The sequence below is a fragment of the Streptomyces sp. CB00455 genome (assembly GCF_001905445.1).
In the GTDB taxonomy this organism is placed as follows: domain Bacteria; phylum Actinomycetota; class Actinomycetes; order Streptomycetales; family Streptomycetaceae; genus Streptomyces.
Map to the genome: position 1 here is coordinate 191,320 of NZ_LIVQ01000001.1, position 12,778 is coordinate 204,097.

Genomic DNA, 12,778 nt, shown 5'->3' on the forward strand with positions numbered 1-12,778 from the left:
AGGGGATGCCGGCGGACGGCGCGGCCCCGGCCGCGCTCCTCGCCTCCTTCGCCGCCGCCCTGGCCGACGAAACGCGCGCCGCCATCTGCATGACGCTGCTCGAAGGGCGCGCCTGGACCGCCGGTGAGCTGGCCCGGATCACCGAAGTCGCACCGTCCACCATCAGCGGCCATCTCGCCCGGCTCACGGAGGCGGGTGTCTGTGTGACCGAGCGGCAGGGCCGGCACAGCTACGTGCGGATCGCGGACGCCGCGACCGCCCGCCTCGTCGACGAGCTCGCCTCGTACGCGATCCCGGGCCGGGATGCGGCGCACGCGGTGCTCGTGGTCACGGCGCCGGACCCGTTGGCGCGCGCCCGCACCTGTTACGACCACCTCGCCGGGCGCCTGGGGATGGCCGTGACGGACGCGATGGAGCGGCGCGAGCTGCTCCGCACCGAAGGCATGTTCGAGCTGACGGATGCCGGCAGGCAGTGGTGCGCCGAAGCGGGCATCAGCCTCGTGCACGAGGGCCGCAGACGGCCGGCGAGTTCCTGCCTGGACTGGACAGAACGCCGCCGCCACCTGGGGGGCGTCGCGGGGGCACGGCTGTGCGCGCGGGCACTGCACCAGGGGTGGGTCGTGCGACCGGCGGACGGCGGACGGGCGTTGGAGGTGACAGGCGGCGGGGAGCGAGCCTTCCGCGCTCTGTTGGGGATCACTCCTGACGCCTGGAGCTGAGCGCGTCGCGGCGTGCCGCGTACCGGCGCGCCCAGACCCAGCCTCAGCCCCAGACCCGGACCGGACCGGACCGGAACCCAGATCCGAACCCAGATCACCGGTCGTCATTTCGGTGACTGCCGAAGTGTAGTGCCGTAGGGTGAGCGCATGACGTCCCTCCGCCCGAGTCAGATATCGCCCAGCGTCCTCACGGCCGGGGCCGTGACCTTCACGGTGTTCGCCTGGGCTTCCGCCTTCGTCTCGATCCGCAGTGCGGGAGCCGCCTACTCCCCCGGGGCCCTGGCCCTCGGCCGGCTGCTGGCAGGTTCCCTCGTACTCGCCGTCCTCCTGCTGATCCGGCGCCAGGGTCTGCCGCCCCGCGGGGCCTGGCGGGGCATCCTGATATCGGGTGCGGTGTGGTTCTGCGGTTACACGGTCGCCCTGAACTGGGGGGAACGACTGGTCGACGCGGGTACGGCGTCCCTGCTGGTGAACACCGGGCCGATCCTGATGGCCCTGCTCGCCGCCCGCCTGCTGGGTGAGGCGCTTCCACCACGCCTGTTGTCGGGCATGGCCGTCTCTTTCGTCGGAGCGGTCGTCGTGGGCCTGTCCATGTCCTCCGGCGGCAGTACATCGACCTCGGTGCTCGGGGTCGTCCTGTGCCTGCTCGCGGCAGTGGCCTACGCGACCGGCGTCGTCGCGCAGAAGCCCGCGCTGTCCTTCGGCACCCCCTTGCAGATCACGGCCTTCAGCTGCATGACGGGAACAGTGGCCTGCCTGCCGTTCGCCGGGCAGCTGGTCACGGAGCTGCCGAAGGCACCGGTGTCGGCGACACTGAACATGATCTACCTGGGCGTGGTGCCGACCGCCCTCGCATTCATCACCTGGACCTACGCGTTGGCGCGCACTCCCGCCGGAAAGCTGGGTGCGACGACCTACGCCGTCCCCGCGATCGTCGTGCTGCTGAGCTGGGCCCTCCTGGGCGAGGTGCCCGGATGGCTGACTCTGCTCGGCGGAGTACTGTGCCTGACCGGAGTGGCGGTATCCCGCTACCGGCCGCGCCCGGCCCGTTGAGCGTTCTCGCTCGCCGCGTCCGGGGAGACTGCCCCTGGCGTTCTCGTCGGCCGGGATACTTGCCTGATGGACGTATCGAGGTCTTCCTGGGTGAACACGACGCATGACTGGTCCGGCGGCGTCGATGCGGAGCACCTGGCCCACATACGGCGCAGGCCCGTGGAGTTCGCGCCGGACGGCCCGTGGCACCTCGTCCTCGAGGTACTCGCCTACGCCGCCGACGAGGCGTGCGGCGCGGGCGAGGGACGCTGCGTCGTCGGTCTCCATGCCGACGGTTCCCTGTCCGTCCGGGATGACGGACGGGGCACTGACACCCGCGTGGACGAGCACGGCCGGAGCGTGAAGAAACCCGTCATGGCTACGAAGGATCTCCGCTTCTTCGACTTCCCGCGGGCCGAGGTGCTGCCGGACGGCCACCCCCGGCGCGGCATGTCCGTGGTTGCGGCGCTCAGCGAGTGGCTCGTCCATACCAACCGCCGCCTCAACGGGGCCTGGACGCAGCGCTACGAACGCGGCGTTCCCGTCACCGATCTCAAGTCCGTGGAGAGCGACGGCACGACGGGAACGCTGGTCCACTTCAGGCCGGACCGGTCGTTGGGTCCGGTGACCGCGTCGGCGGTGGCCGACGGCCTTCCGCGGCTGGCCGCGGCCTGGCCGCACCTGGAAGTGCGGGTCGATGACCGGCGAGGCGGCTGACGCGGTCCCGGGCGCCGGCCCACCGGTGGATGCCCTGACGTGTGGGGACCTCTACGGCACTGGCACAGGAGCCGCACGCAAGAGCCCTACGCGGCGCGGTGGGCTTTGTGCGGCGAGACCCGCAGCTGCACCGTGACGGGAAGGGGCCGGCCGGTCGACCGACGGGCGCGTGCCAGTGGTCCGTCGCTCAGCGCCTGCAGGGTCGGGCCGGGATCGGTGTCGGGATCGAGGGTGAGGTCGAGATGGGATTCGGCGCGGCGGGACGAACCGGTCATCCGTACGCGGGCTGCGTGGACGCCCGGCAGCCTCATGACGTCCGCTGCCAGAGCGTCGCTGAGGGCACGCTCGCGCAGTTCCGCTCCGTCCACGGCGGGGTCGCCCCCGACGGGCATGGTGCCGGGATGGGTGCGGCGCAGCTGTGCCAGCAGCCACCACAGGGCGAGCAGGACGACGACGGCCAGGAAGGCGATGGCTGCGGGCCACCACCATCCCTCGTCCACCCAGCGCGTGCGGTCCGCGCGGCCGAGCGTGACGTCGCGGGGAGCGGTGAGGGGCCACCCGTCGGGTGGTGTCATCCTCCAGCGCCGGTACAAGTCGAGGCTGCCGGTCAGGATCAGGAGGCCGGTGCCGAGAAGGACGATGCCTGCCAGCGCCAGCAGGACTCGATTGACCGCGGATTTCCTTTTCATGGGGTCCCCTTCCTGTCTCCCGCTCGGCGCCGGGCATGCGCGGATGCGGCTACTTGCGGCGTGGGCGTACCTTGACGGTGAGCCGGGGAGGACGTGCGAGGGCCAGCCGGTCGAGTTCCTCCCGCAAGGTGGCCACGAGGTCGGCCTTGACGTCGGCGGGGGCGCGGTAGCGCATGTCCGCTCGTGCCTTGATGCGGCTCTGTGAGACCCGGACCCTGGCGGCGCTGACCCCGGGGACGCGCATCGCGGCATCCCGCAGCAGGAGTGCCGCGGCGTCGCGGTTCAGCACGGTGTGCATCTGCCGGTCGGGAGTCGTCACGGGCAGCTTGTGACGCAGACCGGGGGTCAGTGCCAGGATGACCAGCCAGAGGCCCAGGACGGCCATGACGGCGGCGCCGACTCGTATCCAGACGTCATCCAGGGGCCGGGTGGCCATCTCGTCGGCCAGACGCGTGCGCCAGCCTGCCGCGGTCGAGCCCGCGCGCACCCTGACGACATCGACCAGGAGAGTGCCTGCCGCAGCCGCGATGAGCAGCGCGGTGAGCGCGGCGGGTATCCGGCGCGCCGACCACGGCCGGGGTGTCGCCTGGCCTTGGGCGGGACGCTCTCGGGCCGGACGCTCTTGGGCGGGCTGCTCTCCCGTGCGGGAGGTGGTCTCGTCATCCGTGGCGGGTTGCTCCGTCCCGGCCGTGGGGTCTTGGTCGCGTTCCATGCCGGCTCTCCTTCCCGGTGGGAATGCGGTCCGGTTCACCGCACGCGCCGGCGTCCCGGGCCGTCGGCGGGAACCAGATGCTCGATGGCGAGGGCGACCTCGGTGACGCGCATCCCGGTCAGGTGGGCCACTCGCTCGCTGACGTAGTGCTGCACTTGGCGGGAGACCGTGGCGAGGTCGGCCGGGTAGGGCAGGTCCACCGTCAGCCCCAGCCGCGCCGTGCCGCCGCCGACCGTCGCGGAGGCGCGCGGAGCGGCCGGTTTCGCGCGCGCGCCCGAGGTGGCCGTGTGCTTGACCAGGGCCTCTTGAGCAGCTCTGGCCGCGATGCGGGCCACGACCTTCTCCGGGATCACCGTGGCGCCGCGCTCGGCCGGTGGCAGTACCGCTGCCCCGGCGGGGGCGGCGGCTGTCCCGGACACGACAGAGCCGGGTTGCGAGGTCACTGCCGGTCCCGGGAACGGGTGAAGTCGGACAGTTCGAGGTCACCTTGCACCATGCGGCCGATGACCAGGCCCAGCAGGCCCAGGAACGCCACGAGCAGGAACGCCCAGAAGCCGCCGAAGAATGCGGCGAAGCCCAGGGCCATGCCGGCAAGCAGGCCCACCGTTGCTGCGCTCATGTCACTCACCTGAATTTCCGTCGGTCGTCCTTTTCGGCCCGGTGACGTGCCGGGTCGAGGGGTCACTGCACGCGGCCCTCCGTTCCGTCGTCGTCCTCCTCGTCGGGCAGGTGGACATCGTCGACGGTGATGTTCACTTCGACTACCTCGAGGCCGGTCATGCGTTCCACAGCCGAGATGACGCTGGACCGGACATCTCCGGCGATGTCCACGATGGCGAAGCCGTACTCCGCGACCACGTCGAGGTCGACGGCGGCCTGCCGCTCGCCGACCTCCACCTTCACGCCGCGGGTGACGCTGGGACGGCCGCCGGGAACCTTGTCCGTGACCGCTCCGAGCGTGCGCGACATGCCGGAGCCCAGGCTGTGGATGCCCGGCACCTCCCGGGTCGCCATTCCTGCGATTTTTTCGACCACGCTGTCGGCGATGGTCGTCCGGCCCCGTGTTTCGGGCGCCGCGCCGGCGCCGGCCTGGCCCGTGAGGGTCTTACCCGCAGGGCGTGGGGCATTCCCGCCCGCGAGGGGGTTGGTGCTGTCCGACATGAGGACCTCCCCAGGATCTCGATCCGGGCACCGGACCGGCGCCCTCATGTCTTAGACACACCGCACGCGCATTCCTCTCACCGGTCCTGGCTCCCCACCGGTCACAGGGCAGAGCCACAGTCACAGCCGTACCATCGAGGAGGGCATACGCGGGCCGCGAACCGGCGACAGGAAGTGAGCGGCGGATGCGCAACCGGACCAGCCTCCCTCCCCCGCCCGGCGCCGGCCTCTCCCTGCGTCCGGCTCTGCCGGGCCGCGCGGTGGCCGACTTGGAGACCCCCGGCGACCTGGACGACAGCGTGCTGGCCGTACGAGCCGCAGAGGGCGACGACGAGGCCTTCGCCGTCCTGGTCCGCCGGCACAGCAGTCGCCTGCTCGGCCTTGCCCGGCATCTGCTCGGCAACCATGCGGACGCCGAGGACGCGGTACAGGAAGCTTTCCTGAGCGCCTGGAGACGGCTGCCGGAATTCCGGCACGGCGCCTCGTTCGGCACGTGGATGTACCGCATCGTGACGAACCGCTGCCTCAACATCGCGCGCCGCCGGCCCCACCCGCTACCCCTGGAATCCGTTCCGGAACCGGCTGCCGCGGACGCGGACAGCTCACCGCCCCGCCTGGCCGAGACGGACGCAGCCACCACCGCCCTGGTGCGGGCGCTATCGGACCTGACTCCTGAGCTTCGCGCGTGCTGGGTCCTGCGGGAACTACACGGCTTGCACTACGAAGAGATCGCCCACGTCGTGGGCAGCAGCGAACAGGCGGTGCGTGGCCGGCTCTTTCGCGCACGACGCGCCCTGATGGAGGCGATGCGCCCATGGCGCTAGGAGACCCGCACCCGAGGCCGGGCGACCACGCCGAAAGCATGTGCGCCAAGAGCGCCGACGCACCCCTGCACGGCGACGCCGAGCCCCTCGCCGGCGCGGAGGTGCTGCCCTGCGGGCGCCCCCTCGGCCGCGCCTGGGCCCAGGCCGGCGCCACGGCCGCCGCGGCGGACCCGCACAACAGCCACTGCCTGTACTGCCGCGACGCCATCGAGGGGCTGAGCGCCCTGGACCGGGCCACCACGTCCCTGCGCGCCGTGGAACCACCCGATGGCCGCGTCCTCGCCGACCGGGTCATGAACGCGGTCCGCGCCGAGGTACGGCTCGGCACCATGCTGCTGCCGGCGGACCCCGGTCACGACCTGCGCATCGCCGAGAGCACCGCGGCCAAAGTGCTGCGCCGCGCCGCCGACACCGTTCCCGGCGCCCGCGCCGCCAGCTGCCGCCTGACCCCTTCGAAGGGCAACCGGGCCGTCCACGTCGTCGCCATCACGGTCGCGGCCAAGCTCGACAAGCCGTTGCGGGAGAGGGCCGAAGCAGTGCGCCAAGCCGTCCTGCATGCCGCCGAGCACGTTCTCGGTCTCGCCGTCACCACCGTCGACGTGGAAGTCAACGCCGCGCTGGGGCCCTTCCGCCTGCCCGGCGGCGAGACGTCCGGACCGGGCGAACGGTGACCGAGCGGGCCGGGACGCCCCCGACCGGACCGGACCGGTCACCGTGACGTCCACGCACCGTCCGGGGCGCGGCGGTGCGCCGCGATCCGTGCGGCCGCCGGGGATCAGGGGACAGTCCCAAGGCTGTCGGCCACCCGCCCCGCAGGTCCGGGGCGGGGGTCCTGGGCGGGTGGCCGACGGTGGGCGTCAGTTGACGTTGACGGCCTTCCAGGCCGCCGCGACCTGCTGGTACTCGGTGCCGGTCGAGCCGTACAGGTCTGCCGTCGCCTGCAGGGTCGCGGTCCGCGCCCCCGCATAGGTGGTGGTGGACGTCATGTAGGTGGAGAGCGCCTTGTACCAGATCTTGTAGGCCTTGGTCCGGCCGATGCCGGTGACCTTCGAGCCGTTGTACGTGGGCGAGTTGTACGAGACGCCGTTGACCGTCTTCGCACCGCTGCCCTCGGACAGCAGGTAGAAGAAGTGGTTGGCGACGCCCGAGGAGTTGTGCACGTCGAGCTGGCCCACGGTCTTGGACCAGTAGTCGGCAGAGGCGCCGTCCTTGCTGGGCTTGTCCATGTAGCGCAGGGGCGTACCGTCGCCGCGGATGTCGATCTTCTCGCCGATGAGGTAGTCGCCGACGTCGGCGGAGCTGTTGGCGAAGAACTCCACCGAAGTGCCGAAGATGTCGCTGGTGGCTTCGTTGAGGCCGCCCGACTCGCGGCTGTAGTTCAGCTTGGCCGTGGAGGCCGTCAGGCCGTGGCTCATCTCGTGACCCGCGACGTCCAGGGAGGTGAGCGGCTTCTGGTTGGCGGTGCCGTCGCCGTAGGTCATGCAGAAGCAGCTGTCGGACCAGAAGGCGTTGACGTAGGCGTTGCCGTAGTGGACACGGGAGTATGCGGCCTTGCCGTCCCCGGCGATGCCGTTGCGGCCGAATTCGGACTTGTAGAAGTCCCAGGTGACGGCAGCGCCGTACTGGGCGTCGACGGCGGCGGTCTGACGGTTCGACGGCAGTCCGTTGCCCCACTTGTCGTCGGCGTCGGTGAAGAGGCTTCCGGTGCCGGTGGTGCCGCCGTTCAGGTCGTAGGTCTTGTGACCGCCGCGGCCGCCGTCGGTCAGACTGTACGCCGACCCGCTGGACGTCGTGCCGATCGTGACGCTGCCGGAGTACTGGCTCGTGCCGGTGCCGGTGTCGATGGCCTCGTAGGAGTACAGCTCGGCACCGGTGGCGGCGTCCGTGATGACGTGGCGCTCGCTGGGTGTGCCGTCGTGCTGGGTCCCCGTGACGACGGCCTCGTAGGCGAAGACCGGTGTGCCGGTCGCGGCCCAGACGACCTGGCGGGCGCCGGCCGGTGCGGCCTTGAGGGAGGCACGGGCGGCGACAGGGGCTATGCGTGCCTCGACGCCCTTGGTGGTCTTGCGGCTGCCGTCCTTCTTCTGATGGACCACCAGATCGCCGCCGAGGACGGGAAGTCCGGCGTAGGTGCGCTCGTAGCGCGTGTGTACCGTACCGTCGGCGTCCTTGACCACGTCGCGGGCGACGAGGCGTTCCTCGTCGGCCAGGCCGATGGCCCGCGCGGTGTCGGCCGCCGTGGTCTGGGCCGCGTTGATCGCCTCGGCCCGGGCTCCTGCGGTCAGCGCGAGCGCGGTGGCTCCCGCTTCCCGATCGGCCGACGCGCTGGCGGAGCCGCTCTGGAGGGGAATCGCCACCATGGCCGCCGAGGCGACGACGATGGCGGCACGCAGCGCTCGGCCGCGGCCGCGGGAGGTGCTGGAGATGCTGGAGGTGTGGGATGAGGACGTGGGGAGGGTCACTCGTGCTCCTTCAAATGCCGTGGGGGGCCAGGCGGTTGAGACTGCCAGGAAGGAACGTGTAATTGACAGGTATGCAACAAGGATTTGACCATTTGTTGTCCGGAGAGAGAGGCGCGATGTTCGCTCTGCGACCAAAAATGGAACATTCCGCTTGCCCGGAGACGGCGGCCGGTGAAGGAACTGCGCCGCGGCGAGCGGTGGCACCCGGCAGGGTGGTGGCCATCCTTGCGAAGCGGACCGACGGCGTACGTCGACAACGTACTCGGGGCCGTGTGAGCCGGCCCTGGCGTCTTGCGATCGGACAGGAGCCGAGGCTCTTGTGCAGCTGACCGGCGTCGCCACCGTCAACGACAAATGCGGGTGGGCGTTTGACCTTGACACGATGACAGGGTTTTCACTGCTCGTCAGGGAGGTGGTCTCTATGACGATCACGAGGCAGGACACGGATGCAACAGGACCGCTTCAGGGGCTGGAGGACGGCCGTTCGTCCGTGCGCCTGCGGGCTGCTCTGGCGGTCGGCACGACGCCCGACCCGCGCTTCGTCGACAAGCTCGTCGAGCGATGCGGGATCGAGCCGGAGTTCTTCGTCCGCGACATGCTGACCTGGGCACTCACCCGCCACCCGGTGTCCGTCACGCTCCCCGCGCTGCTCCGCGAGGTCCGCTCGGAACGCGCACAGGCACGGAGCCAGGCGCTGCACACGCTGTCGAAGATCGGGGACCGGCGGGCGTGGCCGGCGATCACACGGACGCTGTTGGCCGACGCCGATGACGAGGTGGCGCGCAGTGCCTGGCGGACGGCGGTCGTACTCGTACCGGAAGGCGAGGAGCCCGCTCTGGCCGCGGCGCTGGCGACCCAGCTCGGGCGCGGCGAGTGGGAGGTGCAGCTGAGTCTCAGTCGGGCGCTGGTCGCGCTGGGCGAAGTGATCGTGCCGGCTCTGCGTGCCGCCACGACGGCGTGCGACCCTTGCGTGCGCGCGCACGCGCTCGCCACACAGCGGCTGCTGCGCGACCCGGACACCGGATTCGCGTTCGCGATCGAGGATGCGAAGCGCGTCGTGGCCCTCGGCGGTCCGGCAGGGAGGGACGACGGGACGTGTTGATCGGTGAGGTGGCGCGACGGTCCGGGGTCAGTGCCCGCATGCTGCGGCATTACGAGTCGCTCGGCCTGGTGCGGCCGTGCGGTCGTACGGGTTCCGGTTATCGGGAGTACTCCGGGGAGGACATCCGGCGCATCTTCCACATCGAGAGCCTGCGGTCGCTGGGGCTGTCGCTGCGTGAGATCGGGCGCGCGCTCGACGATCCCGGTTTCACGCCCTCGGCGCTCGTCGGGGACCTCATCGGGCGGACGCGCGAACGCATCGCGGCCGAAACCGAGTTGCTCACGCGGCTGCGCCGGATCGACGCCGTGGACCCCGCCGGCTGGGAGGACGTCCTCAAGGTCGTCGCGCTTCTCCAGGCACTGGGCTCGAAGAACGCCGACGCGCGCCAGCGCGCGGCCCTGTCCTCGGTCGACGGGATTGCGGTCCCGGTGGAGGCTCTGGTCGAGGCGGCACTGAGCGAGACGGAGCCGAACGTGGCCGGGGCCCTGCGATGGGCGCTGGCGCGATCAGGCGACGGCGTCCCGGCCCTGCTGGCGCAGGGCCTCGGCTCACCGGTGGCCGCGGTGCGGGAACGTGCCGTTCGGTCCCTCGCCGAGATGCCCGCCGGTGAGGCTGTCGCGTGGCTGCGCCAGGCCCTCGCGAGTCCCGACGTCACGGTCCGCGGACATGCCGCCCTGGCGCTCGGGATGCGTGGCGTGTTCGACGCGGTCCCGACGCTCGTAGACATGATCGTGAGAGGAAGGAACGACGTCGATGCAGCCGATGCACTGAGCGTGCTGGCGAGCGACACGGCCAAGGCGGACGAGATCACGACCAGGCTCGTCGACGGCCTCGCCCATGACACCGCTGGAACGTCTGCGCGCGGACGGCTGACCCAGGCGCTGGGCGCGGTCCCGGGGACGAAGGCGTCACGTGCTCTCGTGGAGCTGTCGCAGGACGAGGACCGTGCTGTCGCACTGACCGCGGCGTACCTGCTTCAGCTGCGTGACACATCGCAGCGCGGGGACGACCCACAACTTTGACGAGGGGGTTGGCCCCAGACGCGCCATCGTGACCAGGCCGGCTCGAAGCGGCGCTCATCGGCGGAAGTGGGCGTGGTGTTCGTGCAGGAAGGCGTCGAGGGTGCGGGGCGGGCGGCCGAGGATGTCGATCACGGTGGTGGTGGGGGTCTCGGGTCGGGTGATGGCGAGTTGCTGGATCTCCGTCACGTGGTCGGCGAGCCAGGTGGGCATGTGGGCGTTGCGGATGAGGTGGTCGCGCAGTTCGTCCGGGGTGAGGTCGACGTAGCGGATCTGCCGGCCGGTCAGGGTGCGCAATCGTGCGGCGATTTCGGGGTAGGAGACGGCTTCGGGCCCGGTCAGGGTGTAGGTGCCGCCGGCGACCTCGGGCCTGGTGAGGGCGGCGGCGGCGACGTCTGCGATGTCACGGCAGTCGATGTGGTTGCAGGGCGCGTCGCCCGTCGTGCCGAGGATGACGCCCTGGACGACGGTGGGGGCCAGGCGCAGGAGGTTCTGCATGAACGCGTAGGGCCGCAGGATGGTGTGGGTGAGGCCGCTGGCACGCAGGTGTTCCTCGATGGCGTGGTGTCCGCGGGAGATGGCGACCGGGGAGCCGGGTTCGGCGGCGGGCGCGGAGACCTTGACGATGTGTGCGATGCCGGCGCTTGCGGCGATGTCGATGACGCGCCTTTCGAGTTCCACTTGTGCGGGGCTGTTGGCCATGGCGAGAAAGAGCTGGTCGGCACCCTCGAAGGCGGCGCGCAGGGAGCGGGGGTCGGTGGCGTCGGCGTGCTGGACCTCGACGGGCGGTTGGTGGGCGCCGGTGATGCCGGGGATCGGCTTGTGCGGGGTGCGGGTCAGTGCGCGGACGGGGGTGCCGAGGGTGAGGAGGCTGTGGAGCAAGGCGTTCCCGGTTGCTCCGGTCACTCCCATGGCGACGATCATCGTGTGCTCATTCCCTGGTGACTCCCCCGGCGGCGGGTGCCGCCGGGGTGGGTTCGTTCCGGGTCGGGCGCGTGGGGGGACGGCCCCGGTGCCGGGTGGCTACGCCCGGGGCGCCGGGGTGGTGCTGCGCCAGCGCAGGGTGATGATGGTGGTCGCGAGGGCTGCGGAGACGGGCAGGTCGATGCGCAGGCGCTCCAGCCACGGGGTGGCGGGGACCGGGGTGTGGGCCGGCAGCCATTGGGCGGCGAACCACCCCAGCAGGGCCGCTGCGCCGGCGGCGGTGACGACCAGTGCGGCGGTCAGGGCCGCGAGCGGCGCGGTGGTGGTCCACCGCCGGGCCTGCCCGCCGTGCCGCAGCCAGGCGCCGACCAGGAAAGCCACCACGGCGGAGGTGCCGGCGATGGAGGTGGCGGCGGCCACGGCCAGGTCGCGCTGCCCGGTGACGACTCCGGCGGTACCGGCCATGAGCGCGGGGGCGGCGTAGGCGGTCAGCACCTCGCGCCACAGGGCGAACGGCCGGTGCGGCCGGAGGGTTGCCCGGTTTCGTCTGGTTCGGTCCTTCGTAGCGGGCATGCCGGCCTCTTTCTCGTTCACGGGAGGGAAGCGAAGGGGTGGTGGCGGAGGCATCCGGTGTCAGACCGGCCTCCGCCATGTCATTAGGCAGCTAACTACTGGTCCGGAAAAAGGGCCCTGCCCGGAGGCGGGGCCGAACGGGGGGGGGAGCAGCCGGATCAGTCGGCGGCCAAGGCCGCACTGCCGCGCACGACGCGGGCGAGCAGATCCAGGAACACCGTGCGCTCCTCGACGGACAGCCCGCCCACCATCGCCTCCAGCCGCCCGAAATGCTCGGAGGCCATGTCGCGCAGGCGCTGCGCTCCGCGCGCGGTCAGGACGGCCACCATGCCGCGGCCGTCCTGCGTGGACGGGCGGCGGGCGATCAGACCCTCGCGCTCAAGGCCGTCCAGCAGGCCGGTGATCGTAGCCCTGGAGACATCGAGGTCGACCGCGAGGTGCGAAGGCGATTTTTCCCCGCCGTGGTCTTCGAGGTCGGCGAGCACACGGTAACGCCCCGTCGACAGGCCGAATGTGGCGAAGTGCGCTTCGGCCGCCCGGCCGACCCTGGCACCCGCCGAGATCAGCCGCACCGCGACCAGTACCGCTTGCGGATCGACCTTGAGGCCGTAGCGCTCGACCTGCCGCCTGGCCTGGTCCAGCGTGGGCACTTCGCCATCGATGCCGTCCCTCGTCATGCACATAATATGGCGGCTAATCACTGGGGCTGTCAAGGGCTGTCAAGGACCCTGCTGCTCTGCTGCCTCCAGGACCGCCTGCGCCGCTCCGCTCCGCCGTCGGCGGACAGCCGTCGGCCGATTCGTCCGCGATATTCGGTGGCGTACGGAGTCGGGGCGCATCACGA

The 12,778-nt window shown here is 71.3% G+C and carries 16 protein-coding genes; 7 read left to right on the forward strand and 9 right to left on the reverse strand.

Annotated features, from left to right (window positions below; all coding sequences use genetic code 11):
* The first annotated feature begins 5 nt into the window (after nt 1-5).
* The 3 genes from AMK16_RS00895 (at nt 6) to AMK16_RS00905 (ending at nt 2,468) form a co-directional block, all read left to right on the forward strand.
* Complete coding sequence (locus AMK16_RS00895) at nt 6-719, forward strand: ArsR/SmtB family transcription factor (protein WP_073910119.1); 714 nt, start codon at nt 6-8, stop codon at nt 717-719.
* A 147-nt stretch (nt 720-866) separates the two neighbouring features.
* The gene (locus AMK16_RS00900) at nt 867-1,772 is read left to right on the forward strand and encodes a DMT family transporter (RefSeq protein ID WP_073907221.1); all 906 of its coding nucleotides are present in this window, start codon (nt 867-869) and stop codon (nt 1,770-1,772) included.
* Nucleotides 1,773-1,862: 90 nt separating this feature from the next.
* The gene (locus AMK16_RS00905; RefSeq protein ID WP_242438502.1) at nt 1,863-2,468 is read left to right on the forward strand and encodes an ATP-binding protein; all 606 of its coding nucleotides are present in this window, start codon (nt 1,863-1,865) and stop codon (nt 2,466-2,468) included.
* A gap of 86 nt (nt 2,469-2,554) precedes the next feature.
* Here AMK16_RS00905 and AMK16_RS00910 read toward each other — a convergent pair whose 3' ends face one another.
* From AMK16_RS00910 to AMK16_RS00930, 5 genes are all read right to left on the reverse strand, one after another.
* The gene (locus tag AMK16_RS00910; RefSeq protein ID WP_073907225.1) at nt 2,555-3,157 is read right to left on the reverse strand and encodes a hypothetical protein; all 603 of its coding nucleotides are present in this window, start codon (nt 3,155-3,157) and stop codon (nt 2,555-2,557) included.
* Between the two features lie 49 nt (nt 3,158-3,206).
* A complete protein-coding gene (locus AMK16_RS00915) occupies nt 3,207-3,869 on the reverse strand; it encodes a DUF6286 domain-containing protein (RefSeq protein ID WP_242438503.1) in 663 nt (220 codons plus the stop codon).
* A gap of 35 nt (nt 3,870-3,904) precedes the next feature.
* Nucleotides 3,905-4,288 carry an Asp23/Gls24 family envelope stress response protein gene (locus AMK16_RS00920; RefSeq protein ID WP_242438504.1) on the reverse strand — a complete coding sequence of 128 codons (384 nt, stop codon included), beginning with the start codon at nt 4,286-4,288 and terminating at the stop codon, nt 3,905-3,907.
* 20 nt (nt 4,289-4,308) lie between these two features.
* A complete protein-coding gene (locus AMK16_RS00925) occupies nt 4,309-4,488 on the reverse strand; it encodes a DUF2273 domain-containing protein (protein WP_073907229.1) in 180 nt (59 codons plus the stop codon).
* Nucleotides 4,489-4,550: 62 nt separating this feature from the next.
* Nucleotides 4,551-5,030: an Asp23/Gls24 family envelope stress response protein gene (locus AMK16_RS00930; RefSeq protein ID WP_073907232.1), complete on the reverse strand. Its 480-nt coding sequence runs from the start codon at nt 5,028-5,030 to the stop codon at nt 4,551-4,553.
* A 185-nt stretch (nt 5,031-5,215) separates the two neighbouring features.
* Between AMK16_RS00930 and AMK16_RS00935 the strand changes: the two genes are divergently transcribed.
* Together AMK16_RS00935 and AMK16_RS00940 are read left to right on the forward strand one after the other, a co-directional pair.
* Nucleotides 5,216-5,854 carry an RNA polymerase sigma factor gene (locus AMK16_RS00935; RefSeq protein WP_079191236.1) on the forward strand — a complete coding sequence of 213 codons (639 nt, stop codon included), beginning with the start codon at nt 5,216-5,218 and terminating at the stop codon, nt 5,852-5,854.
* Nucleotides 5,845-6,525 carry a hypothetical protein gene (locus AMK16_RS00940; protein ID WP_073907235.1) on the forward strand — a complete coding sequence of 227 codons (681 nt, stop codon included), beginning with the start codon at nt 5,845-5,847 and terminating at the stop codon, nt 6,523-6,525. The genes AMK16_RS00935 and AMK16_RS00940 overlap by 10 nt, the downstream gene beginning before the upstream one ends.
* Nucleotides 6,526-6,711: 186 nt before the next feature.
* On the opposite strand, the gene AMK16_RS00945 is transcribed toward AMK16_RS00940, so the two are convergent.
* A complete protein-coding gene (locus AMK16_RS00945) occupies nt 6,712-8,214 on the reverse strand; it encodes a M4 family metallopeptidase (protein WP_079191237.1) in 1,503 nt (500 codons plus the stop codon).
* A gap of 523 nt (nt 8,215-8,737) precedes the next feature.
* On the opposite strand from AMK16_RS00945, the gene AMK16_RS00950 reads away from it, so the two are divergent.
* A complete protein-coding gene (locus AMK16_RS00950) occupies nt 8,738-9,418 on the forward strand; it encodes a HEAT repeat domain-containing protein (RefSeq protein ID WP_073910128.1) in 681 nt (226 codons plus the stop codon).
* Nucleotides 9,412-10,440, forward strand: coding sequence for a HEAT repeat domain-containing protein (locus tag AMK16_RS00955; RefSeq protein WP_073907238.1), 1,029 nt, complete (start codon nt 9,412-9,414; stop codon nt 10,438-10,440). Before AMK16_RS00950 ends, AMK16_RS00955 begins: the two co-directional genes overlap by 7 nt.
* Nucleotides 10,441-10,494: 54 nt before the next feature.
* Here AMK16_RS00955 and AMK16_RS00960 read toward each other — a convergent pair whose 3' ends face one another.
* The 3 genes from AMK16_RS00960 to AMK16_RS00970 form a co-directional block, all read right to left on the reverse strand.
* On the reverse strand, nt 10,495-11,361 hold the full coding sequence (locus AMK16_RS00960; RefSeq protein ID WP_073907241.1) for an SDR family oxidoreductase: 867 nt from the start codon (nt 11,359-11,361) through the stop codon (nt 10,495-10,497).
* Nucleotides 11,362-11,460: 99 nt separating this feature from the next.
* Entirely contained in the window at nt 11,461-11,934 is a 474-nt protein-coding gene (locus tag AMK16_RS00965; RefSeq protein ID WP_073910130.1) for a hypothetical protein, read from the reverse strand.
* 158 nt (nt 11,935-12,092) lie between these two features.
* Nucleotides 12,093-12,611 carry a MarR family winged helix-turn-helix transcriptional regulator gene (locus tag AMK16_RS00970; protein ID WP_073910132.1) on the reverse strand — a complete coding sequence of 173 codons (519 nt, stop codon included), beginning with the start codon at nt 12,609-12,611 and terminating at the stop codon, nt 12,093-12,095.
* Nucleotides 12,612-12,778 lie beyond the last annotated feature (167 nt).

Excerpts from the sequence above, each read along its gene's own strand:
- AMK16_RS00940 (WP_073907235.1), top strand. The coding sequence starts at position 5,845 with ATGGCGCTAGGAGACCCGCACCCGAGGCCGGGCGACCACGCCGAAAGC.
- AMK16_RS00915 (WP_242438503.1), bottom strand. The coding sequence starts at position 3,869 with ATGGAACGCGACCAAGACCCCACGGCCGGGACGGAGCAACCCGCCACG.
- AMK16_RS00925 (WP_073907229.1), bottom strand. The coding sequence starts at position 4,488 with ATGAGCGCAGCAACGGTGGGCCTGCTTGCCGGCATGGCCCTGGGCTTC.
- AMK16_RS00935 (WP_079191236.1), top strand. The coding sequence starts at position 5,216 with ATGCGCAACCGGACCAGCCTCCCTCCCCCGCCCGGCGCCGGCCTCTCC.
- AMK16_RS00895 (WP_073910119.1), top strand. The coding sequence starts at position 6 with ATGCCGGCGGACGGCGCGGCCCCGGCCGCGCTCCTCGCCTCCTTCGCC.
- AMK16_RS00965 (WP_073910130.1), bottom strand. The coding sequence starts at position 11,934 with ATGCCCGCTACGAAGGACCGAACCAGACGAAACCGGGCAACCCTCCGG.
- AMK16_RS00970 (WP_073910132.1), bottom strand. The coding sequence starts at position 12,611 with ATGACGAGGGACGGCATCGATGGCGAAGTGCCCACGCTGGACCAGGCC.
- AMK16_RS00950 (WP_073910128.1), top strand. The coding sequence starts at position 8,738 with ATGACGATCACGAGGCAGGACACGGATGCAACAGGACCGCTTCAGGGG.
- AMK16_RS00910 (WP_073907225.1), bottom strand. The coding sequence starts at position 3,157 with ATGAAAAGGAAATCCGCGGTCAATCGAGTCCTGCTGGCGCTGGCAGGC.
- AMK16_RS00960 (WP_073907241.1), bottom strand. The coding sequence starts at position 11,361 with ATGATCGTCGCCATGGGAGTGACCGGAGCAACCGGGAACGCCTTGCTC.
- AMK16_RS00945 (WP_079191237.1), bottom strand. The coding sequence starts at position 8,214 with ATGGTGGCGATTCCCCTCCAGAGCGGCTCCGCCAGCGCGTCGGCCGAT.
- AMK16_RS00900 (WP_073907221.1), top strand. The coding sequence starts at position 867 with ATGACGTCCCTCCGCCCGAGTCAGATATCGCCCAGCGTCCTCACGGCC.
- AMK16_RS00930 (WP_073907232.1), bottom strand. The coding sequence starts at position 5,030 with ATGTCGGACAGCACCAACCCCCTCGCGGGCGGGAATGCCCCACGCCCT.